We start from the raw sequence: 25,673 nt of genomic DNA, 5'->3' as shown, positions 1-25,673 counted from the left end.
GTAGTAGCAAGGGCGCCGTCGACGCCCGTAACCGAAAAGCAGTCAGTAACCCTGCATACGCGCTTCGCGCTGCTGTTGATAAAGTAATTGGAAATGACGATAGCGCGGCTGCAACGCCTGATGACGACCGGCGTCTGGCCGATAGCGCCGTTGCTCTGCGGGTTTACGGCACACCTGGCTGGCATCGCCTCCCGCCGCCAGCCACGCCAGACGAGCGGCTCCCAGCGCGCCGCCGGCTTCGCTGCCCGCATGCGTCACCACCGGCAGATTCAGCACATCAGCGATAAGCTGAGCCCACCAGGGACTGCGCGCGCCGCCGCCGGTCAGCGCGCATTCGCTAAGTCGGGTGCCGGCTTCTTCAAGCACCCGATAACCATCTGCAAGGCCAAACGTCACGCCTTCCAGCACCGCATAAGCCAGCGCGGCGCGGTTGCTGGCGTGGGTCAGGCCGTGAAACGCGCCGCAGGCGTCTGGATCGTTATGCGGCGTACGCTCGCCGGAAAGATAGGGCAGGAACAGCGGGGCGCTTTGCTGAACGGACTGACTCAGGGCAGCTACCTCCGCCAGCAGGGTTGTTTCGCTGGCGCCTAACAGTTCACACAGCCAGCGCAGCCCGCTGGCTGCGGTGAGCATCACGCTCATCTGGTGCCAGCGGTCGGGCACGGCATGGCAAAAGGCGTGTACCGCAGAGGCCGGATTAGGGCGGAAGCGATCGTTAACCGCAAATAACACACCGGAGGTGCCCAGAGAAATAAAGGCATCGCCCGGATTCACCGCGCCCATGCCTACCGCTGTCGCCGCGTTATCACCGCCGCCGCCTGCCAGCATCACTGACTCACTCAGTCCCCATTGCCGGGCAATTTCGGGGCGTAACGTCCCTGTCGCCTGACTCCCTTCCACCAGTCGTGGCATTTGTTCCCGGGACAACCCGCAGGCAGCCAGCAAGGTGTCCGACCAGTCACGTCGGGCAACGTCCAGCCACAGGGTGCCGGCGGCGTCCGACATGTCGCTAACTTTATCGCCGCTCATTTTCCAGCGCAGATAATCCTTAGGCAGCAACACGCAGGCGGTGCGGGCGAAAATATCCGGCTCATGGCGCGCAACCCATAGCAGTTTGGGCGCGGTAAAGCCCGGCATTGCCAGGTTACCGGCGATAGTATGCAGCTCCGGGGTATGGGCGGTAAGCTCCGCGCATTCTGCGGCGCTGCGGGTGTCATTCCACAAAATACAGGGGCGTAAAACCTTATCGGCGCTGTCCAGCAGCACGGCGCCGTGCATCTGTCCGGACAGCCCGATAGCGCGAATTTCCGACCACTGGGCGCCCACCTTTGGACGTAGCGCGCTTACCGCCTGCTGCGTTGCCTGCCACCATGCGTCAGGGTCCTGTTCCGACCAGTGTGGATGAGGACGCTGAACGCTGAGTCTGGCGCCGGCGCTGGCGACAATATCGCCTTCAGCGTTTATTACCAGCGCCTTAATTTCCGACGTACCGGCATCAATACCGAGATACATAACAGAACTCCTTATTCTTCTTCAGCAACCGGCTGAGGCTGACGGGCCCATGAACTAAGACTTTCAACGGTTTCCTGAAGTAGGGTAGCGAAGGCCTGGCTGTGCGCCAGCTCGCCAAATAGCGCCTGATCGGCAGCATAACGCTGCAAGGCATCGGGCTGACGCAGCTGCGCGCGCAGAGCCGCGGCGTCCAGTACGCCATCCTGGTATTCATACGGCAGAGAATCTTGCTGCCAGCGTTGCAAGAACAGATAAAAAAGCGCGGGCAACACGGCGGTCGCGCGGGGCGTCGCGCCGCGCTGATAGCACTCCATTAGCGTCGGGGTAATAAATCCGGGGATTTTCGACAGACCGTCGGCAGCAACGCGCTGGTTGGTATCGCGAATGTAGGGATTGGAAAAGCGTGAAAGCACCACGTCACGATAGGCTTCCAGCTCGAGCGGGCTGGGCGTCAGCGAGGGAATGACATCCTGCGTCACGTATTCCCAGGCCATTTCACGGATTTCCGCGGTCTGGGTGCTCTGATGAATATAAGACTGGCCCACCAGGGTGCCGGCCCAGGCAATGCAGCTGTGGCTGGCATTGAGAATGCGGATTTTAGCCTCTTCAAACGGCAGCACGGAATCAACCAGCTCCACGCCAACGTTCTCCAGCGCCGGACGACCGGCGATAAAGTCGTCTTCAATAACCCATTGAATAAAGGCTTCGCCCATCACCGGCGCCTTATCATCGAATCCGCTGGCGGCCTTAACGCGCGGCGCAATGTCGGCGGTCGGGCGGGGAGTAATGCGATCGACCATGGTGTTGGGAGAGCGGGTTTGGCTCTCTACCCAGTTCAGCAAGGCGCTTTCACCGCGCAATTTCAGGAATGTCAGGAAGCCGCGACGGAAACGTTCGCCATTATGTCGCAGGTTATCGCAGCTGAGCAGCGTTACCGGGTTACCATGGGCGGCCATACGCGCCTGTAATACCCGGGTCAGCGCACCGTAAAGCGTGCGTGCATCACCTGCCAGATCGGCCTGGATATCGGGGTGGCGCGGGTCGAGTTGATGCTGGGTATCGAGATAATAGCCGCCCTCGGTAACGGTAAAGGCAATAACCCGGGTGGCGCTATCGGCCCCCTGAGCGACCATCGCCGCCAGCTCTTTGTCCCAGGGAATGATCTTTTTAATTGAGGTGATTTTTTCGTATTCGCGTACGCCTTCAGGGGTGACGGTTTCCAGCGTGTATTCACCCCGCTGGCTGGCCAGGGCGGACAGTAAAGGATTTGCATCATCGCGGATATTGCTGAGTGCGATGTGCCAACGATTGTCGCCCTGTTGCAGTAGCCGGTGAAGATACCAGGCCTGATGAGCCCGATGAAAAGAACCTGCGCCGATGTGCATCCAGATGTGTGTTTCGCTTGTCATAACTGCGTCCTCGGAGATTGGGCATTTGCTCCATGGTTGGGCTTTTGCCTGATATGACTATAGACTGAGCATTTCATCGCAGGCTGTCTGCGGGCAGGATCACATTTTTTACTTTTGCCCATTGCGTGGGCAAATATTCAGAGCAGGATGAATCAAGGCGTTAAGACGGAATCACCATGAGCAAATATGACAGAAAACTCGACCAGGCAGCCCGCGCAGCCTGGATGTATTACATTGCCGGTGAAACTCAGCAGGATATTGCCGAAAAGCTAGGGGTTTCACGCCAGGTGGCCCAGCGTCTGGTGGCGATGGCTTCAGAGCAGGGATTGGTAAGCGTACATATCCAGCATCCGGTGGCAACCTGCATGGATCTGGCTGAACAGTTGAAGACCCGCTACGGTCTGTCGGTGTGTCAGGTGGTGCCTGCCGGAGAGCACGAGGGGCAGGGATTGCAAAAAATGATTGCCGTGGCGGGCGCCGAGGTGATGGCCCAGACGCTGCGCCTGCCGCAGCCGCAAATCATCGCGGTTGGTTCCGGGCGCATGCTGCGCGCAACCATTGACGAGCTACCTGAATTTGACGCCCCTCAGCATAGCTGCGTATCGCTCATCGGGGCGATCGCCAGCGACGGTGCCTGTACCCGCTATGACGTTCCTTTGTGGATGGCGGAGAAAACCCAGGGCCGTTATTTTATCCTGCCGGCGCCGCTGTATGCCGATAGCGCTGAAGATCGCGATCTGTGGTGCAATCACCGAATTTATCGTACGGTGACCGATCAGGCGCGCAGGGCGAACGTGATGTTTATCGGAATTGGTAACGTTGATGCCGGCTGCCCATTGAACGTCGACGGTTTTATCAGCGATCCGCAGGTAGAACGCCTTAAGCAGCAGCATGTGGTAGCAGAAATGATCGGCCACTTTATCGGCGAAGATGGCAAGCGGGTGGCCAGTGAACTGGATGAGCGGCTGACCAGCGTCACGCTAACGCCGAACACCGGCCGCGAGGTGATTGCCTTTGCCGGCGGCAAAGTAAAACATCAGGCAATTACCGCGGTGTTAAAAGGCGGCTGGATTAGCGGACTGATTACCGATGAAGAAAGCGCGCGTTTCGCTCTTGCACAGTTGTAAACTGCTCTTCTGCCATAGCCTTTTGCTACACGCCACGGTATAACCTCTTTCGGGCTGCAAACATCGCAGCCTGTTGGCTGCACGCTATAATTGCCGGGGGGAGCAAAACCATGAACCTTGACGATAAAGACCTGTTTCTCGACGCAATGAGCGACGTCACGCCGCTAAAAGATTGCGCCAGCATCCACTGGATGAAACCACCCGCCGCCAGTGCGCAGCGTGCGCATCCCGACGAACAGCAGCTTGATAATCCCCTGCTGCGGGGGTATCTGGAAATTATTCCCTGCAATATGCCGCTGGAGTACAAAGCGGAGGGCATCCAGCAAGGGGTGCTGGATAAGCTGCGTTTGGGCAAATATTCCCTGGATGCCAGCCTTAACCTGCTGCGCCAGCCGGTGGAAAACTGTCGTCAGTCGCTATGGCGTTTTTTGTGTGAGGCAGAAAAAGACAGCCTGCGTAATTTGTTAATTATTCATGGTAAAGGCCGGGATAATGAAGCCCATGCCAATATAGTGCGCAGCTACCTGGCGCGCTGGTTGCAGCAATTTGACCAGGTACAGGCTTTTTGTATGGCGCAGCCTCAGCACGGCGGCGGCGGCGCCTGCTATGTTGGATTGCGCAAAAGCGCCAGAGCGCGTGAAGAAAATCGTGAGCGCCATGCCAAGCACAGTCGTTAAGCGTCAGCCGGCGTGTGATTTACGAATGGCGGCCAGCATAATCTCCGCCCCGACGCTGAGCGGGTGACCGGAACGGGTGATGATACCCACCGGTTCTCCCGGCCCGTGAGAGGCGATAGGCAGCGCCGCCAGCGCGTTGTGCGTCAGGTCCTCTTTGATAGCGCCGGATGGCACAAACCAGACATAGTCATAGCGCAGTGCCAGCTGGCGTGCCAGCGACGTTGCCGAGGTTTCCACCAGGGTTGTAGGCAACTGACAGCCTTGCTCTTTCAGCATGTTATCGGCAATGCGTCTGGGGGCCGTTCCTTCAGGTGAGATAACCACCGGCCAGCTTAGGGCGCGCGACAGCGTTACGTTGTCACTTAAAAGAGGGTGGTCGGGACGAACGACCAGCCTCAGCGATTCCAGAAACAGTAGCTCATAGCTTAATCCCGCCATAAGATCCGGCGCCGCCATACGGCCAATACCGACATCAAACTCATCAGCTTTTAGCCCGGCGAGCAGGACGTTATTATGCAGGGTGGCGACCTGTACCAGCGTGTTAGGCTGCTGCTGGTGAAAGCGATCGAGAATCGAGGGCAGCATCCCCAGCGCGACGGTGGTCAGCACCCCGAGCCGCAGCACGGCGGGCTCTTCATTTACGGTATGATTAAATGACTGCCCGGCGTGGTTAAGGGCGTCAAGTACCCGCACGGCATGGGTGAGAAACTGCTCGCCCATCGTGGTCAGCTGCGCGCCCAGCCGACCGCGATCCAGCAAACGGGTACCGGTTAATTCTTCCAGCTCGTTAAGGGTCTTAGACAGCGCAGGCTGACTGAGGCTAAGGGTTTCTGCAGCACGACCTAAGGTTCCCTGTTGCGCAACGGCGACAAAGGTATGCAGATGACGCAGGCGAATGCGCTGATTGAAAAGGTGATTTCTGTCCATAACTCACAGTAATGATATCGACCAACTGGCGGCAAGGTTTGCTGCTTTGTTTTGTTAACTTAACTGCAAAATATAATTAACATTCAGCCTGTTTGCACGTTTTATCATCACTTTCTCTGCGCTGACACCGGCGAGCCTATGCCTTTTTCTGATTAAACTCGTCGTCAGCATCGACCACTTAATGTTAAGTACGATTACCTTAAGATATGGTTTATCCGTCAACGACGGCAATAGCAGAATGGCAGGCTTCACAGAATCACAATAAATTTCAACGCGCGCATGGCGATCCTCTAACCTTGCAGCATTACCACGGCGGTGAGGTGCGCAATGAATCAGAACTGGGTTACAGCGGATAGCATTCGTGAAGGTTTCTCGCAAGCCATGTCGGCCATGTACCAGCAGGAGGTACCGCAGTACGGTACGTTGCTCAAGCTGGTGGCGCAGGTGAATGACGAGGTGCTGAGCCAACAGCCGGCGCTGCGTAACAGGCTGGCATCTCAGGACGAGCTGGCCCGCCTTAACGTTGAGCGCCACGGCGCGATCCGCGTAGGCAGCGCCGGAGAACTGAATATGCTGCGCCGGCTATTTGCCGTCATGGGCATGTTCCCCGTTGGCTATTATGATCTGTCACAAGCTGGCGTGCCCGTTCACTCGACGGCTTTTCGCCCGGTAGAGCGCGCGGCGTTAAAGCGTAATCCGTTTCGCTTGTTTACCTCACTGCTGCGGCTGGAATTGATTGAAAGCCAGCCGCTACGCGCGCAGGCACGGCAGATTCTGGCTAAGCGGGATATTTTTACGCCGCAATGCCAGGCTTTGCTGCAAACCTGTGAACAGCAGGGTGGTCTGGACGAGGCGCAGGCGCAGTCCTTTATCCGGGAGCTGCTGGAGACGTTTCGCTGGCATGGGCAAACAACGGTCGACGGTGAAACCTATCGGGCGCTTGCCGCGCAGCATCGCCTGATTGCCGATGTGGTCTGCTTTCCCGGATGCCATATTAATCATCTGACGCCGCGCACGCTAGATATCGACAGAGTGCAGGCGCTGATGCCGTCTTACGGCATCACGCCAAAAGCACTGATTGAAGGGCCGCCGCGTCGCGATGTGCCGCTGTTGTTGCGCCAGACCAGCTTTAAAGCGCTGGAAGAGCCGGTGCGATTTCACGGCGGTGAGCAGGGCGCGCACACTGCTCGCTTTGGTGAAATCGAACAGCGCGGCGTTGCCCTGACGGCGAAAGGACGGGCGCTGTATGACGGCCTGCTGCGCGAGGCAGGACAGGGTGAAGATAACCTCAGCCATCAGCGCAGGCTGAGCGAAGTCTTCAGCATCTTTCCCCACAACGAAATCACCCTGCGCCAGCAGGGACTGGCTTTTTTCCAGTATTATCTTACCGAGAATGGCCGGCGTCATCCTGAGCGCCTGGCGGGACTGACGGATCCGCAGCGGGCGATCGATCAGGGGCTGCTGTCAGCATCTCCGATGATTTACGAAGATTTTTTACCGGTAAGCGCCGCTGGTATCTTTCAGTCAAATTTAGCTGACGGGCCGAGATCGATAACGCAGGGCGCAGCTAGCAGAGAGCAGTTTGAACAGGCGCTTGGCGCGCAGGTGATTGATGAAATTGCCTTGTATGAAGAGCTGCAGCAACAAAGCCTGGCTGAATGTCTGGGGAAATAACCGCCGGGCGACGTCGTCGCCCGGCGGCCTGTTATTGCAAACGGGCGTCGCGTATCAGGGTATATTTGCCTGCGCCCAGCAGCATGATCAGAATGCCGCCCATAAAATAGAACATTTCACTTTCCAGCGCCCAGGCGCCCACGCCGGTGCGATGGGTCCACTGGCCCATACCGACCAGCAGCACCGCGACCACCAGGTTCACCGCAATGATGAAGCCGGCCGGGCGGGTAAGAAAGCCGATAATCACCATCGCTGGCGCAACGACTTCGCCAATATAAGCGCCATAAGCGATAAAGGCGGGTAAACCGTGGGCGGAAAGCATATGGCCTATCCAGCCCACGCCATGTTGAATTTTATACACACCGTGAAACAGCAGCAAAATACCAATAGTCAGGCGCAGCAAAAGCTTACCCAGATCCGGATGGTCGGCAAGGCGGCTGAAAGCGCCATTAATCGCAGAAAACATGAAACAGTCCTCAATTATAATTTCACGCTATTGAATTTAGTGGAAAATCCGCCGTGATGTCACTCAATTTCCCTGATTATCTTTTTCAGTGAAACAGGCTGGATTTTCAGCAAAGTCTGCAAATGGACGTCGGCTATGGACAGGTCGGGCCTCAGTGTAAATACTGGTGGTTGTAATCAGCATGGAATAGATCATGAGACAGACCCGTTTCAGTCGGATTGAAACCGCAGAGGGCGTTCTGCGTGGCACCATGGATGACGATGTTTTCGTATTCAGAGGTATTCCCTACGCCGCCCCGCCCACCGGCGCGTTACGCTGGCGCACGCCGCAGGCGGTCACGCCCTGGCAGGGCGAGCGTGATGCTACGCAGTGGGGCAGCGCCAGCTGGCAAAGCCGCGAATATTGCACGGCGGTCGGCGGCGGCGACCCCGGCGCTTTCAGCGAAGATTGTCTTTACCTTAACCTCTGGACGCCCGAGCTGAAACCCGCGACCCCCATGCCGGTAATGGTATGGCTTCACGGCGGCGGCTTCGCCGTTGGCTCCGGCGGCCTGCCTCCCTATGTTGGCGCACCGCTTGCCGCTGAGGGCGTCGTCATCGTCACCATCAATTACCGCCTTGGCCATCTGGGATTTTTCGCGCATCCGGCGCTGGATGCTGAATATGATGGCGAAACGCCGGTGAATAATTTTGCCTTACTCGATCAGATAACCGCGCTGATGTGGGTGCAGCGTAATATTGAGGCGTTTGGCGGCGACAAGCATAACGTCACCCTGTTTGGCGAATCCTCCGGTGCGCGTAGCGTGCTGTCGCTGTTTGCTTCACCGCTGGCAACGGGGCTGTTTCATAAAGGCATTGCTCAGAGCGCTTACGCGCTGCCGGACAGCACGCGCGAACAGGCGCTGGAGAAAGGGCAGCGTCTGGCACGCCATTTCAACTTGCACAACGCCAGCGCAGAGCAGCTGCGAGCGCTGCCTGCTGATGCCTTCTGGCCGCTGGATCGGGCAATGGCTAATGGCCCGGTCGCTATCAGCGGTGACCGGGTGCTGCCGCAGCCGATGCTGGAGGTTTTTGCCCGTGGTTTACAGCAGCCGCTCCCCCTGATGGTCGGAAGCAATAGCGATGAAGCCAGCGTACTGAGCTATTTCGGCATCGATCCGGCCACCGCCGTCAGCAGGCTGCGCGACAAGCGACGGCTGCTGCTAAAACTATTGCGCGCGCTGTATGGCGGCCTGTATGACGATCAGGCGCTTGGACGCCTGCTGGCGCGGGATCTTACGTTCACCTGCATGGGGTATATTATGGCGCTGGCGCAGCATAAAGCGGGGATCCCCGGCTGGCGTTATTATTTTGATTATGTCTCGGAAAATTCTCGCGATATCTATCCTGATGGCGCATGGCACGGCAATGAAATCCCCTATGTGTTTAACTCCCTTGATAATCTCAGCGCAGAGATGGCGCTGCGGCCTTTTACCGAGGGCGACCGCCAGATGGCAAAGCAGGTCAGCGGCTACTGGCTGGCATTTGCCCGCTACGCCACGCCTTTTTCCTCAAAGCTGGAGGGATACGTCGACTGGCCGGCATGGCATCCGGGCGCCGGCGATCTGACGCTACGTATTGGCGATCGCGGTCGGGCGGGCTGTAATCTGGAGCGGCGCTTTATGCTGCGGCGCATGCAAATTTTCCGCCTGTTGATGCGCGCGCTTGTGCATCTTCATCACTAAACGTTAACGTGCTATTAATGTTAATTCATATCATCAAGCAATATTAACCTTTGGAAATTAATTTATATTGATAAAATTCATATGGTTAACTAATCATCCTCACCGGGGATACTTTTTTTAGTTAAGAAAAACTCTTCTGAATTTTCATACGGCTTTGGCTGAATTTGCCGATATAGGTGTTTGAGGTCTAAGTGACGACCTGACATCACATTGTCGTAAGGACGGTAATGCCATGAGAATTCTAAAAAATTTTACTATTCGCAGCGTTATGCTGTGGATGCTCGGACTGTTCTGTTTACTCTGGTGCGGGGTAGGTTTTTATAGTGTGAACGCGCTTGATGCGATGAGCACCGGTAATAACATCGATCGCCAGCTGGTGGCGCAAATGACCACGCTCAGCCGCGGTAACGATCAATATTTCCGCTTTATCACGCGTCTCTATCGGGTTGTCGGGATGCGCGAAGCGGGTAAAACGCCCTCAGTCGATAGCATCAATGCCGCTCAAAGCGCGCTGGATGGCATGGTACAACGGCTGAATGAGTTTAAAGCCCAGTCTTCCTCCTCCCTGAATGCTGAACTTTCTCAGTCGGTTATCGACCGCTGGGAGAAGCTGCTCAATGATGGCATCCTGCCGCAGATGCGCCTTGCGCAGCAGGACGACCTGACGGCCTATCGTCAGCAGGCAAATGAAGTGACACCAGCGCTGAGCCGCGATTTCGGCGCCGAAATTGAAAAATTTAATAAGGCGACCAGCGTCGCGCTGGAAAAAACGCGCGTGGATGTCGATCGGCGCATCTACTTTACCAAGGCGGCACTGATGCTCGGCGTGGCTATTGGCGTGCTGATTCTGATTTTCACCGATCGCTATCTGGTCAATATACTGGTACGTCCGCTGGCGAAGATCCGCCATCAGTTCACCCTGATCGCCGAAGGCGATTTAACCCAGCCAATGGAAGAGTTTGGCCGAAACTGCGTCGGTAAACTGGTGCCGCTGTTAAGCTCAATGCAGCAGAGTCTGCGTCAGGCGGTAGGGACCATTCGTACCGCCAGCGACAGCATTCATCATGATGCGAGCAGCATTTCCAGCGGTAACCACGACCTCTCTTCGCGCACCGAACAGCAGGCTGCAGCGCTGGAGGAAACCGCTGCTAGCATGGAGCAGCTGACCGCGACGGTGAAATTCAATGCGGAGAACGCGCGCCAGGCCAGCGAGCTGGCCGATACGGCCTCGGTAACCGCCAGTAAAGGCGGGCAGTTAGTGCAGGACGTGGTGGTCACGATGGAAGGGATCGCCGGCAGCGCCCATAAAATTGCTGATATCACTAACGTCATTAACAGCATTGCTTTCCAGACTAATATTCTGGCACTCAACGCCGCGGTGGAAGCGGCCAGAGCGGGCGAACAGGGGCGCGGCTTTGCCGTGGTCGCCAGCGAGGTTCGTAACCTGGCGCAGCGCAGCGCCAATGCCGCGAAAGAGATAGGCTCGCTGATCGCCGATTCGGTCGCCAGGGTGGATAACGGCAACCGGCTGGTTAACGACGCGGGCGCCGTGATGGAAGAGATGTTAACTGCGGTCAGCGCGGTCACCGACATAATGAAACAGATTGCTGCCGCTTCGGAAGAGCAAAGCAAAGGTATTGGTCAGGTCGGAACGGCCGTCAATGAAATGGACCGGGTAACGCAGCAGAACGCGTCGCTGGTTTCGGAGATGGCTTCCGCCGCCAATGCGCTGGAACAGCAGACCGTCAACCTGACGCAGTCCGTTGCCCGTTTCCGCCTTGGCAACGATGAAAAAGCGCTGTCCGCTGCGCCGCTACCTCAGCGACTGCCGGGCAAGTCAGCGCCGAAACCGGCATCGCTGGCGGCCAACTCCAGCGATGAGTGGGTGGCGTTTTGACAAAGATGCTGCTGTAGCACTTCCTGTAACCAGTGCGCCTGGCCTGCCGGGCGCACAATCAGACTGTAAACCGCTCCGGTTCTCACGCGCTGACTAAAAGGCGCAATTAATCTGTTTGCCGCAATATCTCCCGCTACCAGCGTCACATCGGCGACCGTCACGCCAAAGCCCTCAATTGCGGCGCCAATCGCTAAATCCATGGTAGAAAAATGTTGATTCCGGCTCATGGTGACGTTGTCACTTTCAGCGCCCAGCCACAGTCGCCAGTCGGTGGCGTCAGCGCCGGGATGAAGAAAGGTCAGCCCGTTCAGATGCTGGGGCCGGGTCGGCTGGCTCAGCATCAGGTTTGGCGCCATTACCGGCGTCAGATATTCTTCAAACAGGCACAGCGCCGCCGGCTGTGGAGGACCGTAAACAATTGCCGCATCGAACTGATCGAGCTGATTACGGTGCTCAAGGGTGGTGGTCAGCGCCACGTGCAGCGCCGGGTGCGATTTTTCCAGCGTCATCAGCCGGGGCAGCAGCCAGCGCAGGGCGCAGGTTGGTGCCCGAAGTCGCAAAGGAACCTGCTGCTGGCTAGCCAGCTGCAGCGCTCGCTCCATCAGGAGATAGCCGCTGCGCAGCTCCGGCAGTAGCGCGCTGCCTTGCAGGGTCAGCCGCAGTCCGCGGGCGTGGCGTTCAAACAGGCTAAAACCGAGCCACTGCTCCAGTGCGGCGATTTTACGACTTACCGCGCCCTGAGTGATGCATAGCTCCTGCGCGGCATGGGTCAGGTTCTGATGTCTGGCCGTTATCAGAAAAGCATGAATGGCATTAAGTGGCAGAGCGTCGCGTGGCATCAGGGACCCTGAGTTATGAAAAAAAATCATAGCTATTATGACAACAATTCGCTTGTCGCCTCAAGCCGTAGCTTTTTGAATAGCGTGTTATAACGCCTGATGGCGTACCTTTATCGCGTCGTTTCCAGGAGTAACTATGACCCTTGCCTCCAGCGTACATCTGCGTTCCAAACTGCCTGATGTCGGCACCACCATATTTTCGGTAATCGGCGCGCTCTCAGCCCGCCATCAGGCGATTAACCTGTCGCAGGGCGCGCCGGATTTTCCCTGTGACCCGGCGCTGGTTGAACTGGTTTGTCAGGCGATGAAAGACGGACAAAACCAGTATGCGTCGATGACCGGGCATCCGGCGCTTAAGCAGGCGCTGGCGGAAAAAGTCGCCGCTTTATACGGTACTCACTATGATGCCGCCGCTGAAATTCTGGTAACAGCCAGCGCCAGCGAGGGGATTTATGCCGCGATTTCCGCGCTGGTTCACCCGGGTGATGAGGTCATTTTCTTTGAGCCTGCGTTCGACAGCTATGGACCGGTTATCCGCTTGCAGGGGGCCACGCCGGTGGCGTTAAAGCTGGCGGTGCCAGAGTTTGCGATCGACTGGGATGCATTGCAGGCGGCGATTACCCCGCGTACGCGCATGATCGTGATAAACACGCCGCATAATCCCAGTGCGCAGGTACTAAGCGCCGAAGATTTACAGCGGCTGGCGGCCATTGTGCGCAACAGCAATATCGTTATTCTCTCTGACGAAGTGTACGAACATATTCTGTTTGATGGCCGCCAGCATCATGGCATGGCCACGCACGCCGAACTGGCGCAGCGCAGCATTATTATCTCGTCCTTCGGCAAGACGTTCCACGTCACCGGCTGGCGCGTCGGATATTGTCTGGCGCCGGCGGCATTGATGGAGGAGATCCTCAAAGTTCATCAGTTTTTGATGTATGCCGCCGATACGCCGATGCAGGTCGCTTTTGCCCGCTATTTGCAGGACGCGCAAAACTATCTTGGGCTAGGGGCTTTCTATCAGCAAAAGCGGGATAAACTGCAGGAATTGCTACAGGACTCACCGTTTCAATTGCTGCCGTCCGCCGGCTCCTTTTTTATGTTAGCCAGCTATGCAGATTTCAGTGATGAAAGCGACAGTGACATGGTAAAACGTCTTATTGTTGATTACGGCGTGGCGACAATCCCGCTCTCCGCGTTTTACAGCGACGGTACGGATAATAAAATAATCCGCCTTTCGTTTGCCAGGGATGAGGCAACTCTACGCGCCGGCGCCCGGGCTTTGTGCCAGGTTACGCCGCGCTAATAACAATACTGTAAGGGGAAATAGATGAAAAAAGTCCATCTGATGTTGCTGGCGGCCGGTATGCTGACATCTCTATCGGCCCTGGCGCAGGAAACCCTGCGCTATGGTCTGGAATCGCAATACCCGCCGTTTGAAAGCCGTAATGCCAAAGGCGAACTGGAAGGTTTTGATGTCGAACTGGGTAAAGCCATTTGCCAGGCAGCTCAGCTCAAATGCGACTGGGTTGAAAGCAGCTTTGATGCGCTAATCCCCGCGTTGCAGGCTAAGAAATTCGATGCCATTAACTCAGCCATGAATATCACCGCGCAGCGGGAAAAAAGCATCGATTTCACCAAACCTATTTACCGCATTCCTTCACAGCTGGTGGGTAAAGCAGGCAGCAATATGCAGCCGACGGCTCAGGGACTGAAAGGTAAAAACATCGGCGTACTGCAAGGATCAATTCAGGAAACCTACGCCAAGCAGCACTGGGAATCGCAGGGCGTCACCGTCACCCCGTACCAGGACCAAAACCAGGTCTACAACGATATGCTGGCCGGGCGCCTTGATGGCACCCTGGTTATGTCAGCCGCAGGACAGTCAGGCTTTCTCGATAAGCCCCAGGGTAAAGGCTTCGCCTTTATTGGCAAGCCGGTGGAAGATGACGCTATTCTCGGCTCCGGTATCGGCTTTGGCCTGCGTAAAGGCGATGCGAAGCTGAAAGGGCAGCTGGATGCGGCAATCACCAAAGTACAGAGCGACGGCACCGTCACCAGGCTGGCCGCGAAGTTCTTCCCTGGCATTGACGTACGCGCGAAATAAACGGCATAGAATCAAGCCAGGAAGCCTCCTGGCTTTTTTTATCTGGCAGAGTAACGGCGGTGATTATCTTTCAGCCAATCAGCGCTATAACTAACTGCCGGCGTCGCTGCTATTCAGCGGGACTTCGCCGCCAGCTCGCACAGGCGGCGCGCCACCTGATATGACTTCACAAAAGAGGGAACCGGCAGGAACTCAAAGCGTGAATGGAAATTATGCGCTCCGGTGAAAAAGTTAGGCGTGACTATTCCTTTGGCTGACAGCGCCGCACCATCGGTGCCGCCGCGCATCGCAATCACCTTCGGCGCAATCTCCAGCTGCTCAAGGGCGGAAAAAATCAGCTCTACCGCACGGCGATCTTCACCAATAGCGTTGCTGATATTGCTGTAGGTATCGCTGATCTCAATTGTCACGCTGCCGGTGGGATAGGCTGCGGCAATCTTGTCGGCGACCTCCTGCAACTGTTTTTTGCGCGCCGCAAAACTCGTAAGATCAAAATCGCGAATCGAGGCCTTCAGCCGCGCCTCAGCCGGGCCGGCTTGCAGATCGTTAAACCAGATATAGCCTTCACGACCTTCAGTATGTTCCGGTGTCTGCTGGCGATCGAAATGGCTGATAAAGTCATGGGCCATTAGCAGCGGATTCACCAGCACGCCCTTGCCCGACATCGGATGCGCGGTGACGCCGGTAAAGTGGATTTCAGCAGCGGCAGCGTTGAAGTTTTCATACACCACTTCTCCCAGCTCACAGCAATCAATGGTCCAGGCAAAATCAACCTTGAAGCGATTTTCCAGATCGAGCGCCTTAGCGCCACGCAGCCCGATTTCCTCATCAGGCACAAAAGCGACCACGATATCGCCGTGCGGCGTGTCATCGGCAAGATTTTCCAGCAGCGTCATGACGACGGTGACTGCGGCTTTATTATCGGCGCCGAGTACGCTGGTACCGTCGCTGAAAATAATATCCTGTCCCTGATAGGGGGCGATTTCCGGATGTTGCGCCACACGCAGCCAGATATTCTGCTGAGCGTTAAGGCAGAGATCCTTACCTTCAAAGCGCAGGGTTTGCGGATGGATATGCGGTGAAAGCCCAACGTCCACGGTATCAATGTGGGTGATAAAACCAATGCGCGGCGCACCCTTAACGTTACCGGGCTTAACGGCGGTGACGGTTGCATGTTCATCAATTACCACGTTGCTGAGCCCAAATTCACGCAGTTCCTTTGCCAGCAACGCTGCCATCTCATGCTGTTCCGGCGTGCTGGGCAGTGAGGTTGATGCGGCGTTACTTTGGCTGGTTACCGCCAGATAGCGGTAAAAACGTTCGGTAAGTTGACGGGACAGGCAATCGCTCATTGGTCGGTCCTTATTTATCAGGTTGTCATTCGCAGATGTAAATAAATCGATTAAGTATCATAACGTGAATTGCAAACCATAACTCATTGTTATTTTCTGTGATAATTTCTCATTTTGTACACGGCGAAAGCGTGTTATGAATTAACCAGATAGCAACGCGTTTTATATTTGCTGCGACAAATCCTATAAAAAGCGAGATACCTGATGAAAAAAAGATTACTACAAACCACGCTGACAGCCCTGGCGCTGGCGGCGAGCTGCGCCGCCTCTGCTAAAACGCTGGTCTATTGTTCAGAGGGTTCCCCGGAAAGTTTTAATCCGCAGCTTTATACTTCAGGCACCAGCGTTGATGCCAGCGCAGAGACGGTTTATAACCGACTGGTGGATTTTAAAACCGGCACCACCGAGCTGGTGCCTTCACTGGCTGAGAGCTGGGATATTAGTCCGGACGGCACAGTTTATACCTTTCATTTACGCCAGGGTGTGAAGTTCCATAGCAATAAATCATTTAACCCTCAGCGTGATTTTAACGCCGACGATGTTATTTTCTCTCTGATGCGCCAGAAAGATCCGAACAACCCCTACCACAAAGTTTCTGGTGGTACATATACCAACTTCGAGAGCCTTGAGTTCGGTACTTTACTGAAAAAAATTGAAAAGGTTGATGACCATACGGTGCGCATTACCCTCGCGCACGCTGAAGCGCCTTTTCTCGCCGATCTGGCATGGTACTTTGCTTCAATTTTGTCGAAAGAATATGCCGACGCGATGCTGAAAGCGGGGACGCCAGAGAAAGTCGATATGGATCCTATTGGCACCGGCCCCTTTGAGCTGGTGCAGTATCAGAAAGACGCGCGCATTCTGTATAAAGCGTTTCCGCAGTACTGGCAGGGCAAAGCGGCCAGCGACCGCCTGGTATTTAGCATCACGCCCGACGCGGCGGTGCGTTATGCCAAGCTGGAAAAAGGTGAATGCCAGGTGATGCCGTTCCCCAATCCCGCCGATCTGCCGCGCATGCGAGAGAATAAAGACGTTACGCTGATGCAAAAATCGGGACTTAACACCGGTTTTCTGGCTTTCAATACCCAAAAAGCGCCGTTTGATAACGTCAAAGTTCGTCAGGCGCTGACCATGGCCATCAACAAGCTGGCCATTATTAAAGCGGTATTCCAGGGAACCGGCACCGTAGCGAAAAATCTGTTACCGCCCGGCGTCTGGAGCGCAGATGAAAAGCTGAAAGATTATGACTACGATCCGGAAAAAGCCAAAGCGTTGCTTAAAGAGGCGGGGCTCAAGCCCGGCACCGTGGTCGAGCTGTGGGCGATGCCGGTGCAACGCCCCTATAATCCTAACGCCCGGCGCATGGCCGAAATCATCCAGGCTGACTGGGCTAAGGTGGGCGTGAATGCCAAAATCGTCAGCTTCGAATGGGGCGAGTATCTAAAAAGAGTGAAGGGCGGCGAACACCAGGCAGCACTGATGGGCTGGACCACGGCAACCGGCGACCCGGATAATTTCTTCGGGCCGCTATTCAGCTGCACCTCGGCTAACGGCGGTTCCAACTCCTCGAAATGGTGCTACAAACCCTTTGACGAGCTGATCACCAAAGCACGCGCCGAACAAGACCACCAGAAGCGCGTTGCTATGTATACCGAAGCGCAGCAGATGATGCACGATCAGGCACCGGCGGTGATGATCGCGCACTCGACGATTTTTGAGCCGGTGCGCAAAGAGGTTAGCGGCTACGCCGTTGACCCCTTTGGTAAACATATTTTTTATCAAGTGGCGGTTAAATAGCGCGGCGATATAACTTGTAGGTTTGTTTAACCTATTGAAATAATGATTCCTGGTCGCCTGCGGGCGACCTTTTTCATTCCGTTTTCAGCACTGGCAGGGGCGTTTATCGTCCGGTCTGCGTGAAGGGATTAGTTTGGATATCGAAAATTATTGTACGTCAAAGCTAAATTTTAATCGCATAGATTAACGTGAACTCTCGGTTCACTGGTGCAGTTCAGATATTGCCAGCTCTGCTATTTTCGTTGTGACAGATACAGTGTCGTTGCTTTCCAACGACCATGCTGCTGAGAGTCCACACCATGCGCTGATCCACATAAGAAGCCGCTTTCTATCCAGATCCGAAGCTTCGGTAACAATATTAAGTCTCTGTTTAAATATTTTTGGCACAACGGCTATTTCGGGAATTGGATTACTAAGGTCCGGGTTTGTAAAAATATTGGCATAGTCGAATCCCGCTCACCTTTTAGGCCTTTTGGATCAATCGCTAACCAGCCTGATGCCCCAAAATTAAGAACATTACTATGATGTAAGTCGCCATGTAATGTAACCACATCACGTTGCGTGGATAACAATTTTTCTGAAATTTCAAAGCAATGAGTGAGTATACCGCCATATTTTCGAGCGGCTGGTTTTAATGCGGAAAACCAGTCATGGAGAGGCCTGAGTTGTAGTTCCGTTGGTTTTTGAAATGTATGCAACCGGTTTGCTGTGAAGCATATAATACGACAAACCTCTATGTCCTGGCCTTGCCTGGACATAGAAGACAGAGACGTGAGTCCCATAGCTCTCTCCAGAAGAATTGCCTCATTTTCATGAGCAATAACCGGCGCTGCGCCGTTTCCTTCCCACCATGCCATAAGTGCATTACCGGTTTGCTCATCCTTATCATCTGTAATTTTTAGCATGGCTTTAATGCCACCAGCAGCTGTTTTAACCGGGAGAAGTTGTGACGAATGCGTTATGAAAGGCGCACCGTCTGGAATCAGATTCCAGCGACTTAGCCAGGGCCTGAACACGCACTTATTCATGTTTCTTTTTTATATCCTTGTCGGTAAAGGGACTGTATGCAGCATATCCGGCATGGGGTGTATCCTGTAGCTTAGCTGTTTCCCGGCTACTGAGTTTTTTACCTGTCGGTAGTACAGCACTTTCTGGTGCTGTCCATGATCAGCCTGTTTACCCCGATATTTGCTCGGAGTATGCTCCCTGTTTTTACCGCTATCGGCGGCTCGCCAGTCCTTGTGCGACATTATCGCGGTCAGCGTGGGGACTACTATTCCGAAATTGAAAAGATCACCCCGATCTGATGAACAGACTGTTACCAGCTAACGGTAACAGTCTCGGTATCCTGATAGGTTCCTGCCGCTAAATTTGGCTGTGCGGGATCGGTGGCATAATACACAGGGATGCTCTGAGCCAGTCCACTACCAACAAAGTGCTGATTGTTATTCCAGATTTGACGGTGCGCTGCATCGCTGTATATCCGGTAGCGCAACATGCTGTCGCCAGTTTGTGCTTTCATCTGATGCCATCCCGCACTGTCGTTAGCACCCTGAAAACTCAAACTGTAGGGGGTGGTGTTGGTACAGCGCAGGGTGATTTGCTGCGTCTGGCTTAGCTGGCTGGAAAAATTGCCGCTCATAGCAACATCGGGCGCGCTGTCAATTCTGCAATCCGGCTTCAGGTTGGCGGTCAGGGTGATAGTGGGATTATTTTGCGTGCTAAAATCCACGGCCGTAGGCCAAAGCCCCTTCATTCCTGTTCCAACATTGCCACTGATCAGCGCCGTTATGACATCGCTATACTTGCCAGGCGCTGGCGGCGCGCCTTTTATCATGACTGGATTAGTAACAAAATGGACGTGGGCAATATTATTATAAGGGCCTCTGAACAGCGGATTCCAGACACTCACGTCGCCGGCGGGTCCGGAACCGCCATGGCAGGGATCGTCAGGTTCGTGGCCGGTTACCTGCTGAAACATAAAGGGGACAAAGGAAGCACCTTTACCCCCCCAGGCATATTCAACCTGCTGATTGATCTGCGTCACGCAAATCTGCGTTGCCCCCTTTTTACCCAGACAAAACTTGATCGGCAGGTTGTTTGGACTGAGTTGGGCTTGCATGGGAGCCAGTGCCAATTCATTTCCCGAAGTGGTGTTACTCTGCGATTGCAGCGTAAAGATGATGTGCTGGCCAAGGGTTGTGGTGTCATTCGCTATGCTTTTGCACCAGATGCTCAACGGCTGCTGATAATCTTGCGAGGTCGTGGTCAAATCCAGCGGTGAAATCGCACCGCCGCCATTCATATCTATCGTTTCGTTTTGCCAGGCAAAATCACAGACGTGATCCCAGGAAACGGTGTAAGCCGAAGCAAAGCTGACGACAAACAGCGGACACAGGGCGCAGAAACGGTAAAAGTTGACGATTAATTTTGGCATAGTATCGGCTCGACTCCGTTAACATGCTGGGTTGGAAGTGAGAATCTACACACGACGTTGCTCTCAACCTTTAGCGAATAGATATGATGACCATGTTCTTGCGGCAGAGCCGCCATATTGCCGTACTCCAGATGGCTGACAACCTGCCCGCTATTGTCAACAATGGGTTCGCCAGCGAAGAGGGGAATGCCTTTACGTGCCGCAAGGCGAATTAGCTGCAGGTGAGTAAGGTTGTTAAATCTGAACCTGACTTCATAGCCAGCCTCTTCAGGAACAAAAAAGTGGTGTCTGACGGTGGTGGGTACTTCTCCTGCCTGCAGGTGGGTAGGGTCAATGGTGACCGAATTTTTCTCATACGGCACAACATCACTGACAAAGCCAACCCCGTTACTATCAGTTCGGCCCTCCAGCGTTCCGTTATAGTAGTAGGGCACGTTAGCGATACCGTCGGTATCAACCTTGATAAAGGCGTTACCCAGCTCGCGGGAGAAAAACAGGCTCTTATCCATATATACCACGCTACCCTGAACCCCTAGCCAGGGCGTTAAGGTCCGATCGTAACCGTAAGCTCCGCCGCTATAGGTGGCATGTGCGGTCTTCCAGCTGGCGGAAAAATCGCTGTATCCGAGATAGCGTGAATTATCTTCCAGGCTGGCGTTAGCGTTCCAGTCCAGCCCGAGTTCGCGCCCCGACTGATGCGAAACGTTAAGCAAGGTGCTGCTCGCGAGGTCTGACGTCGTTTGTTCCTGTATCCCAACCGTCGTTTTGCCGCCAAATGGTAGTGAGATACCGACCATAAATGCATTGTTATGCGCCTGGGAAAAATCGCGGCTGTAGGAAACGGTGAAGGTGATCAGTCGGGCAAAAATGTTGCTGTATGACAGGTTAGCAAGGGTATCCGAGCCGCCAATGTCGCTATGAAAATGCATCAGCCCAATACCCAGCGTGCCGTCGGAGCCAGGAAGCGATTGCGAATAGAATGCCTGATCTGACGATGTCGGGTCGGAATAAACCGAGTCAAAATTACTCAGGCTACGATAATGTTTGCTGGATTGAAGGTGACTGAGGGTTAAATTAGCCCGATGAAATAATCGGCTATAGCTAATGTATCCGCTGGCCCCTTTGCGGGCATCGCAGGATTTGCTGGCGCTGGTCATAATATCAAAACGCCCCCAGCGTCCGATATTGTATTGCACACCACCGCCCGCCAGTATCAGCCGCTGCGCGGCTTCAGTGTGGGAAACCGCCGTCAGAGAGTCGGATAGGCCGTAACGCCAGGTGCCGCTGGCGGCCGCGTTTTTGTATTCATCATTGTCGCTACCGTAATTGTAACGCAGTACCCCCAGCGAAAGGTTGAAGTCGCTTAATCCCGGCCTCAGCATATCCTGTTGAATATTATAGGGAATAGTGCTTGATACCTGTCTTCCGTTCTGATCGGTGGTGACGACCGTCATGGTGCCATCGCCGTTGATAAACGGAATGTTGTTAATCACATAGGGGCCGGGACCGACCCGTGACTGGCTGGATCTGGAACCGTTAACGAAGAAATCCAACGTTGAAGGCGTTGCGGCGGTGCCGTCCAGTTTAAGCGTCGGATAGGTGACAATGTCTGGTCTGAGACTGAAGTCGCGGCGGAACTGGATTCCTCCCATATACACACCGCTATAGCCGTCGCCATTATCGGTGGTGATATCACCCAGCAGCAGCTTATCTGCTTTGCGGCGATTGTTAATGACAACCGTGGTATTTAGCCGCTGGGCGCGCGAGTAGACTTCGCCCTGGTTGCGCATATTGGTATAAACGCCGGACAGCTCAAGATAACCAAGGTGGTTGTAATATACTCCATCCAGCCAGCCTGAGAGGTAAGAGTCCTGCGCGTATTTTTCCGCATAGAGGTTATAATTCAGCAGTGCGCCAGGTGTGACATCATCGTTATAAAAAGGCGCCGTCCAGCGGTCGGGAATGGTCACCCGCTGCGCAGGCAGCCATGATGCCGGAACGGTAATCAGCAGCGCATTCTTGCTGGCATCATAGCGCGCTTGCAGGCCCGGGACCTGTGCCAGATTGAACAGCCCGTCATGGCAAACTTTGCCCGTCCGCGGCAGATGGAGCAAAGGCATCAGATTTAAGGGCAGGTAAATTTTTCCGTTTTTTACTGTGACCTGGTATGGCTCGGACAACTGGCGACCGTTTTCAACCAGCGTGACCAGATAGAGATTACCGCTCTGCTGAGTCTCAGGCGGTATGGTATTAATATAGGTGGCCGCACGGGTAAAAAATACCGGAAAGGAAAAGAGCAAAAAAACTAATTTTTTTTGATTAAGCATGATTATTAATCACTCTTTTCGGAAATGCTCTTCGCCAGGCTGCGAATTGTTTATGATTAGCTCGGTAGCTTTATTTCTCTGCGTTGCCGGTATGGATAGCGGCAGGGTAATATCTGCCCCTGGCAGCACGTAGCTCACCGGCGTACTTTGCTGAAAACATGTCACTCCGGAGCAGCGCAAAGTGACGGAAGTTATTTTCATATGCGTCTGGCTACGATTTTTTATAGCCAAACCATCAGCGTTTAATGACCACTGTATGTGGTGTTTTTCGCGAGGAAAACCATTGATGTCAGGTAATAGTTTGCTACTCATTCCCTGTTCATAAACAAAAAAGGGCAGAATATACTGCATGCGAATATCAATGGCACTTTGCTGCTGATGCGGTGCAATATTCAGCTCAGGAAGCTGGTCAATAACAATACGATATGCCTGTTCTATACTGCCGCTTGCCGTTTCTCCGTAAATACGGATTGGTAATTCCTGTCTGGACTGAAGGTTGATAAAGGTGGGTATTGCATAAGCCTGGTCCTGATCGCTGTAGATATTTTGGTTGTTTCGTTGCGACCATTTAAGCAATCTTATTTGCAAGCTTACGCTGTTTTTTCCGACGTTGCGCAGCCAGACGGTTGGCGTTCTTTTTTGAGTACTCCATGACACGGTAACCGGCCATATCTCAAGATCCGCGCTGGCAAAGCAATGGCAGGGAATAAGCAATAGCAAACAAATTTGCATTGTTTTGAACAGACGCTGTGAAAACATTTTAAAAGCTCTTTTAGTATGACACGCTAATAATATCGGTGTCGGAATAATGGCCGGCTTGCAGTAATGAGCGAGGCTGTGGAACGTCAATTTCCATGTTAATTTTCTTCGATAATGCCTCCTGATTGAATGCTATCGGAACATTCCATAAGGTTTTTTTACCGTCGCTTAGGTAGTAAATACGGTAAGGAATTAGCACCTGATTATGGTTATCCAGCGCCAGGTTCCAACCTCCGTATTTAGCCGCATGTTTGCCGTCATTAATACTGATCTGCGCCGACATGCCAGGCGTACATAAAAGCTGAAAATTAGCAGACTGACTGACCTCTTTTCCACCTGGCAGCAGCGCCGGCAAAATAACGTTAATTTGCTCTGAGTTGCTAAATCTGCAGCCGTTGGTCACCTTTGCGGTTACCTTAAAATGGGCATTGACGGTGCTGGCATAGCTAATCCAGGGCACGATGGCGCAGATGATCAACACCACGCCTGCCTGTTTATTCATCTCAGCCATCTCCCTGCGGCATCTACCAGCTCAAGGTTGCCTGTACCGTATCGGCATAGTTGCCGGTGGGGGTATTAGCTGGAATGTTTGTAAGGGCATAAATGCTGTATTTGCCGTTTGGGGGAACTTTAACTTGCTGATTAGGCGAAATAACTGACTTCCCAGCCTGGTCGCTGGCTAAGGTATAGGGCAGCTTACTTTTACCGTCGGTATTTTTCATATTGCGTTGGTTACTTTGACCGCCATACATTCCGGCATCCAGCGTGAGCTCAGGCTGGGCACCCGCTGTACATTCAATGTCTATTTGGGCGCTGGTTTCGTCCTTACCAATATCTCTGGGGGGAAACTGCAGGTTCATCCATTGGGTTCCATTAGCCGGGCTGGTAACCTCCGCCGAGGCTGAGGAAACTGGCTTAACCAAACAGCCCGCAGCTACATTCAGGCTAATATTGATTTGTCCTTTAGTGGTTCCGTCACCCATGCCGGAAGCCGGGGCGGCACAGGCGATTAAAGGCGCTAAACTCAGCCCGCTTATCACAGCCATTAAGACTATCTTTTTATTGAAAGAGTATTCCATACCATGAAACTCCTTATGCTTCCTTAGCAAAAAGATTAATACAAGAATGAAGTTAATAAGTAATAACATGCATTCCCGATGCAATTTAATGATGGGCGTTATTAGTATGACCGGCTGCTCATATTTCTGTTAATTATTCAATGTTTTTATTTTTATTGGTTGATTTAATCACCTCGCTCTATTTCATTTAATCCAGGTTAAAAAGATTATCACTCCGGCTGGTTTTTATCGTCAATGGGTATTTATTTGTTTTTATTTATTCCTGCATGGACATACTTTATTAAATTGATCGAATAAAGTTTCATTCGTGATTTTTTTTGTTTATAACTTACTGATAAATAGACCCCGGGGTAGTGATAACTTCGTTGTGAATTAAATAAATCTTATGAGTTGAGCGTTGATTTTCACATATTCATGTAAGCAAAGTAATGTTTTGTTGAGATAGAGTTTAATTGCCATAATGCTAATTATTCTTTCGCATATTAACGATCGGCTAAAAATAGCCACCATATATAAGCTGGCGCAACCCTGAGCGGGTTTATGGCAGGTGAGTCGAAAGCGTCCTGACATCTTATGGCCTGACGATGAATAGCAACGCCCGGCAATGGCGCTTTTACTGTCTTGCTGAGCGCATGCGCGCTAATGCGATAAACTGCCGGAGTACCGGCGATGTTTCCCAGCGGCGAAACAGCAGGGTGATTTCGGAGCGAATAGGGGCGCCGGCCAGCGTACGGTAGACCACCTCAGGCAGCAGCACGTGATGTTGCAGTACGTCCGGGATCACCGCCACGCCCTGATTTAACGATACCCGGGTCAGCACTTCCAGCAGGCTGCCAGGGCGTTCGGGATTATCCAGAGCAAACCCGCCGCGCCGTGCGACCTCAACCGCACCGGCAGGCTGTTCCGGCACGATGAATTTTTCTGCCTTTAACTGCTGAGGCGTAATTTTTTTCGAACGCTGCGCCAGCGGATGACGGGCCGGCAGGGCGATAATAAAGCGGTCACGCCAGAGCGTCAGGCAATCAACATTTTCCGCCAGTGGCATCGGACCACGAACCATCGCTACGTCGATAGCGCCTTCGCTCACCTGCTGCGGAAGTCGCGTCATCACCTCTTCGCGGGTAAATAACGAAACGCCAGGATAGCGGGCGTTATAATCATTGACCATGGTTGCCAGCACCCCAGACCACAGGGCTGAGCTGACATAACCAATGTTGACCGAGCCGGTTTCACCGCGTCCCGCCCGCCGGCCGGTTTCCAGTGCGCGCTGCGCCTGCGCCAGCGTCTTTCTCGCTTCAACCAGGAACAGTGCTCCCGCCTCGGTGAGGCGCACCTGGCGATTATTTCGCTGCAATAGCGTTGCGGCCAGCTGCTGCTCCAGCTGGCGGATTTGCACCGACAGCGTTGGCGCAGCGATGCCAAGCCTTGCCGCCGCAGCGCTGAAGTGCAGCTCTTCAGCCAGAACAACAAAATAGTGCAGATGACGTAATTCTATAGGCGTATTAGGTAAAAGCTAATAATAATCACGATAACCGTTATTGTAATAAACATCAGCGACCCATTA

General features: G+C 53.9%; 20 protein-coding genes and 2 pseudogenes. 8 read left to right on the top strand and 14 right to left on the bottom strand.

The features are described from left to right. Positions 1–42: 42 nt before the first annotated feature. The gene (gene xylB / locus BTJ39_RS04025) at positions 43–1,512 is read right to left on the bottom strand and encodes a xylulokinase (RefSeq protein ID WP_078001392.1); all 1,470 of its coding nucleotides are present in this window, start codon (positions 1,510–1,512) and stop codon (positions 43–45) included. Positions 1,513–1,523: 11 nt separating this feature from the next. Then, positions 1,524–2,921 (bottom strand): D-arabinitol 4-dehydrogenase, encoded by a 1,398-nt coding sequence (dalD, locus tag BTJ39_RS04020; protein WP_078001391.1) that lies wholly within the window; start codon positions 2,919–2,921, stop codon positions 1,524–1,526. A gap of 176 nt (positions 2,922–3,097) precedes the next feature. Here dalD and BTJ39_RS04015 point away from each other — a divergent pair, with 176 nt between their 5' ends. Together BTJ39_RS04015 and smrA are read left to right on the top strand one after the other, a co-directional pair. Next, a complete protein-coding gene (locus BTJ39_RS04015; RefSeq protein ID WP_078001390.1) occupies positions 3,098–4,048 on the top strand; it encodes a sugar-binding transcriptional regulator in 951 nt (316 codons plus the stop codon). A 110-nt stretch (positions 4,049–4,158) separates the two neighbouring features. After that, on the top strand, positions 4,159–4,725 hold the full coding sequence (smrA, locus tag BTJ39_RS04010) for a DNA endonuclease SmrA (protein ID WP_078001389.1): 567 nt from the start codon (positions 4,159–4,161) through the stop codon (positions 4,723–4,725). 3 nt (positions 4,726–4,728) lie between these two features. Here smrA and BTJ39_RS04005 read toward each other — a convergent pair whose 3' ends face one another. Next, positions 4,729–5,652 (bottom strand): LysR substrate-binding domain-containing protein, encoded by a 924-nt coding sequence (locus BTJ39_RS04005; RefSeq protein WP_078001388.1) that lies wholly within the window; start codon positions 5,650–5,652, stop codon positions 4,729–4,731. A gap of 327 nt (positions 5,653–5,979) precedes the next feature. On the opposite strand from BTJ39_RS04005, the gene hglS reads away from it, so the two are divergent. Beyond that, positions 5,980–7,326 (top strand): 2-oxoadipate dioxygenase/decarboxylase HglS, encoded by a 1,347-nt coding sequence (gene hglS, locus BTJ39_RS04000; RefSeq protein ID WP_078001387.1) that lies wholly within the window; start codon positions 5,980–5,982, stop codon positions 7,324–7,326. 31 nt (positions 7,327–7,357) lie between these two features. Here the strand turns inward: hglS and BTJ39_RS03995 are convergent, their stop codons facing one another. After that, a complete protein-coding gene (locus BTJ39_RS03995) occupies positions 7,358–7,792 on the bottom strand; it encodes a DoxX family protein (protein ID WP_078001386.1) in 435 nt (144 codons plus the stop codon). 193 nt (positions 7,793–7,985) lie between these two features. On the opposite strand from BTJ39_RS03995, the gene BTJ39_RS03990 reads away from it, so the two are divergent. Together BTJ39_RS03990 and BTJ39_RS03985 are read left to right on the top strand one after the other, a co-directional pair. Then, positions 7,986–9,515 carry a carboxylesterase/lipase family protein gene (locus BTJ39_RS03990; protein WP_078001385.1) on the top strand — a complete coding sequence of 510 codons (1,530 nt, stop codon included), beginning with the start codon at positions 7,986–7,988 and terminating at the stop codon, positions 9,513–9,515. Positions 9,516–9,747: 232 nt separating this feature from the next. Next, positions 9,748–11,412, top strand: coding sequence for a methyl-accepting chemotaxis protein (locus BTJ39_RS03985; protein ID WP_078001384.1), 1,665 nt, complete (start codon positions 9,748–9,750; stop codon positions 11,410–11,412). On the opposite strand, the gene BTJ39_RS03980 is transcribed toward BTJ39_RS03985, so the two are convergent. After that, on the bottom strand, positions 11,334–12,251 hold the full coding sequence (locus tag BTJ39_RS03980) for a LysR family transcriptional regulator (protein WP_078001383.1): 918 nt from the start codon (positions 12,249–12,251) through the stop codon (positions 11,334–11,336). The genes BTJ39_RS03985 and BTJ39_RS03980 overlap by 79 nt on opposite strands. 136 nt (positions 12,252–12,387) lie before the next feature. On the opposite strand from BTJ39_RS03980, the gene BTJ39_RS03975 reads away from it, so the two are divergent. Beyond that, positions 12,388–13,557 carry a methionine aminotransferase gene (locus tag BTJ39_RS03975; RefSeq protein WP_078001382.1) on the top strand — a complete coding sequence of 390 codons (1,170 nt, stop codon included), beginning with the start codon at positions 12,388–12,390 and terminating at the stop codon, positions 13,555–13,557. A 24-nt stretch (positions 13,558–13,581) separates the two neighbouring features. Further along, positions 13,582–14,358, top strand: a complete 777-nt coding sequence (locus BTJ39_RS03970) for a transporter substrate-binding domain-containing protein (RefSeq protein WP_078001381.1) — start codon at positions 13,582–13,584, stop codon at positions 14,356–14,358. Between the two features lie 113 nt (positions 14,359–14,471). Here the strand turns inward: BTJ39_RS03970 and pepT are convergent, their stop codons facing one another. Continuing rightward, positions 14,472–15,710 carry a peptidase T gene (gene pepT / locus BTJ39_RS03965; RefSeq protein WP_078001380.1) on the bottom strand — a complete coding sequence of 413 codons (1,239 nt, stop codon included), beginning with the start codon at positions 15,708–15,710 and terminating at the stop codon, positions 14,472–14,474. A gap of 204 nt (positions 15,711–15,914) precedes the next feature. On the opposite strand from pepT, the gene BTJ39_RS03960 reads away from it, so the two are divergent. Beyond that, positions 15,915–17,507, top strand: coding sequence for an ABC transporter substrate-binding protein (locus tag BTJ39_RS03960; RefSeq protein ID WP_078001379.1), 1,593 nt, complete (start codon positions 15,915–15,917; stop codon positions 17,505–17,507). A gap of 201 nt (positions 17,508–17,708) precedes the next feature. On the opposite strand, the pseudogene BTJ39_RS03955 reads toward BTJ39_RS03960, so the two are convergent. The 8 genes and pseudogenes from BTJ39_RS03955 to BTJ39_RS03920 form a co-directional block, all read right to left on the bottom strand. Beyond that, positions 17,709–18,535, bottom strand: a pseudogene (locus BTJ39_RS03955) (aminoglycoside phosphotransferase family protein). Continuing rightward, positions 18,532–18,769, bottom strand: a pseudogene (locus BTJ39_RS25385) (recombinase family protein); the annotation flags it as partial. The pseudogenes BTJ39_RS03955 and BTJ39_RS25385, both read right to left, overlap by 4 nt. A 56-nt stretch (positions 18,770–18,825) precedes the next feature. After that, complete coding sequence (locus BTJ39_RS03945; RefSeq protein ID WP_078001378.1) at positions 18,826–19,944, bottom strand: Csu type fimbrial protein; 1,119 nt, start codon at positions 19,942–19,944, stop codon at positions 18,826–18,828. Further along, on the bottom strand, positions 19,932–22,271 hold the full coding sequence (locus tag BTJ39_RS03940; RefSeq protein ID WP_078001377.1) for a fimbria/pilus outer membrane usher protein: 2,340 nt from the start codon (positions 22,269–22,271) through the stop codon (positions 19,932–19,934). Before BTJ39_RS03940 ends, BTJ39_RS03945 begins: the two co-directional genes overlap by 13 nt. 9 nt (positions 22,272–22,280) lie before the next feature. Next, entirely contained in the window at positions 22,281–23,030 is a 750-nt protein-coding gene (locus BTJ39_RS03935) for a fimbrial biogenesis chaperone (protein WP_078001376.1), read from the bottom strand. Between the two features lie 13 nt (positions 23,031–23,043). Next, positions 23,044–23,532, bottom strand: coding sequence for a spore coat protein U domain-containing protein (locus BTJ39_RS03930; protein ID WP_176110219.1), 489 nt, complete (start codon positions 23,530–23,532; stop codon positions 23,044–23,046). 22 nt (positions 23,533–23,554) lie between these two features. After that, the gene (locus BTJ39_RS03925) at positions 23,555–24,178 is read right to left on the bottom strand and encodes a Csu type fimbrial protein (protein WP_078001374.1); all 624 of its coding nucleotides are present in this window, start codon (positions 24,176–24,178) and stop codon (positions 23,555–23,557) included. A 544-nt stretch (positions 24,179–24,722) separates the two neighbouring features. Continuing rightward, complete coding sequence (locus tag BTJ39_RS03920) at positions 24,723–25,589, bottom strand: LysR family transcriptional regulator (RefSeq protein WP_277869766.1); 867 nt, start codon at positions 25,587–25,589, stop codon at positions 24,723–24,725. Positions 25,590–25,673 lie beyond the last annotated feature (84 nt).

The sequence above is a fragment of the Izhakiella australiensis genome (assembly GCF_002006995.1).
Classification (GTDB): Bacteria; Pseudomonadota; Gammaproteobacteria; order Enterobacterales; family Enterobacteriaceae; genus Izhakiella; species Izhakiella australiensis.
The sequence above is the reverse complement of the archived record's forward strand: the minus strand, read 5'-3'. Positions and strand labels throughout refer to the sequence as shown.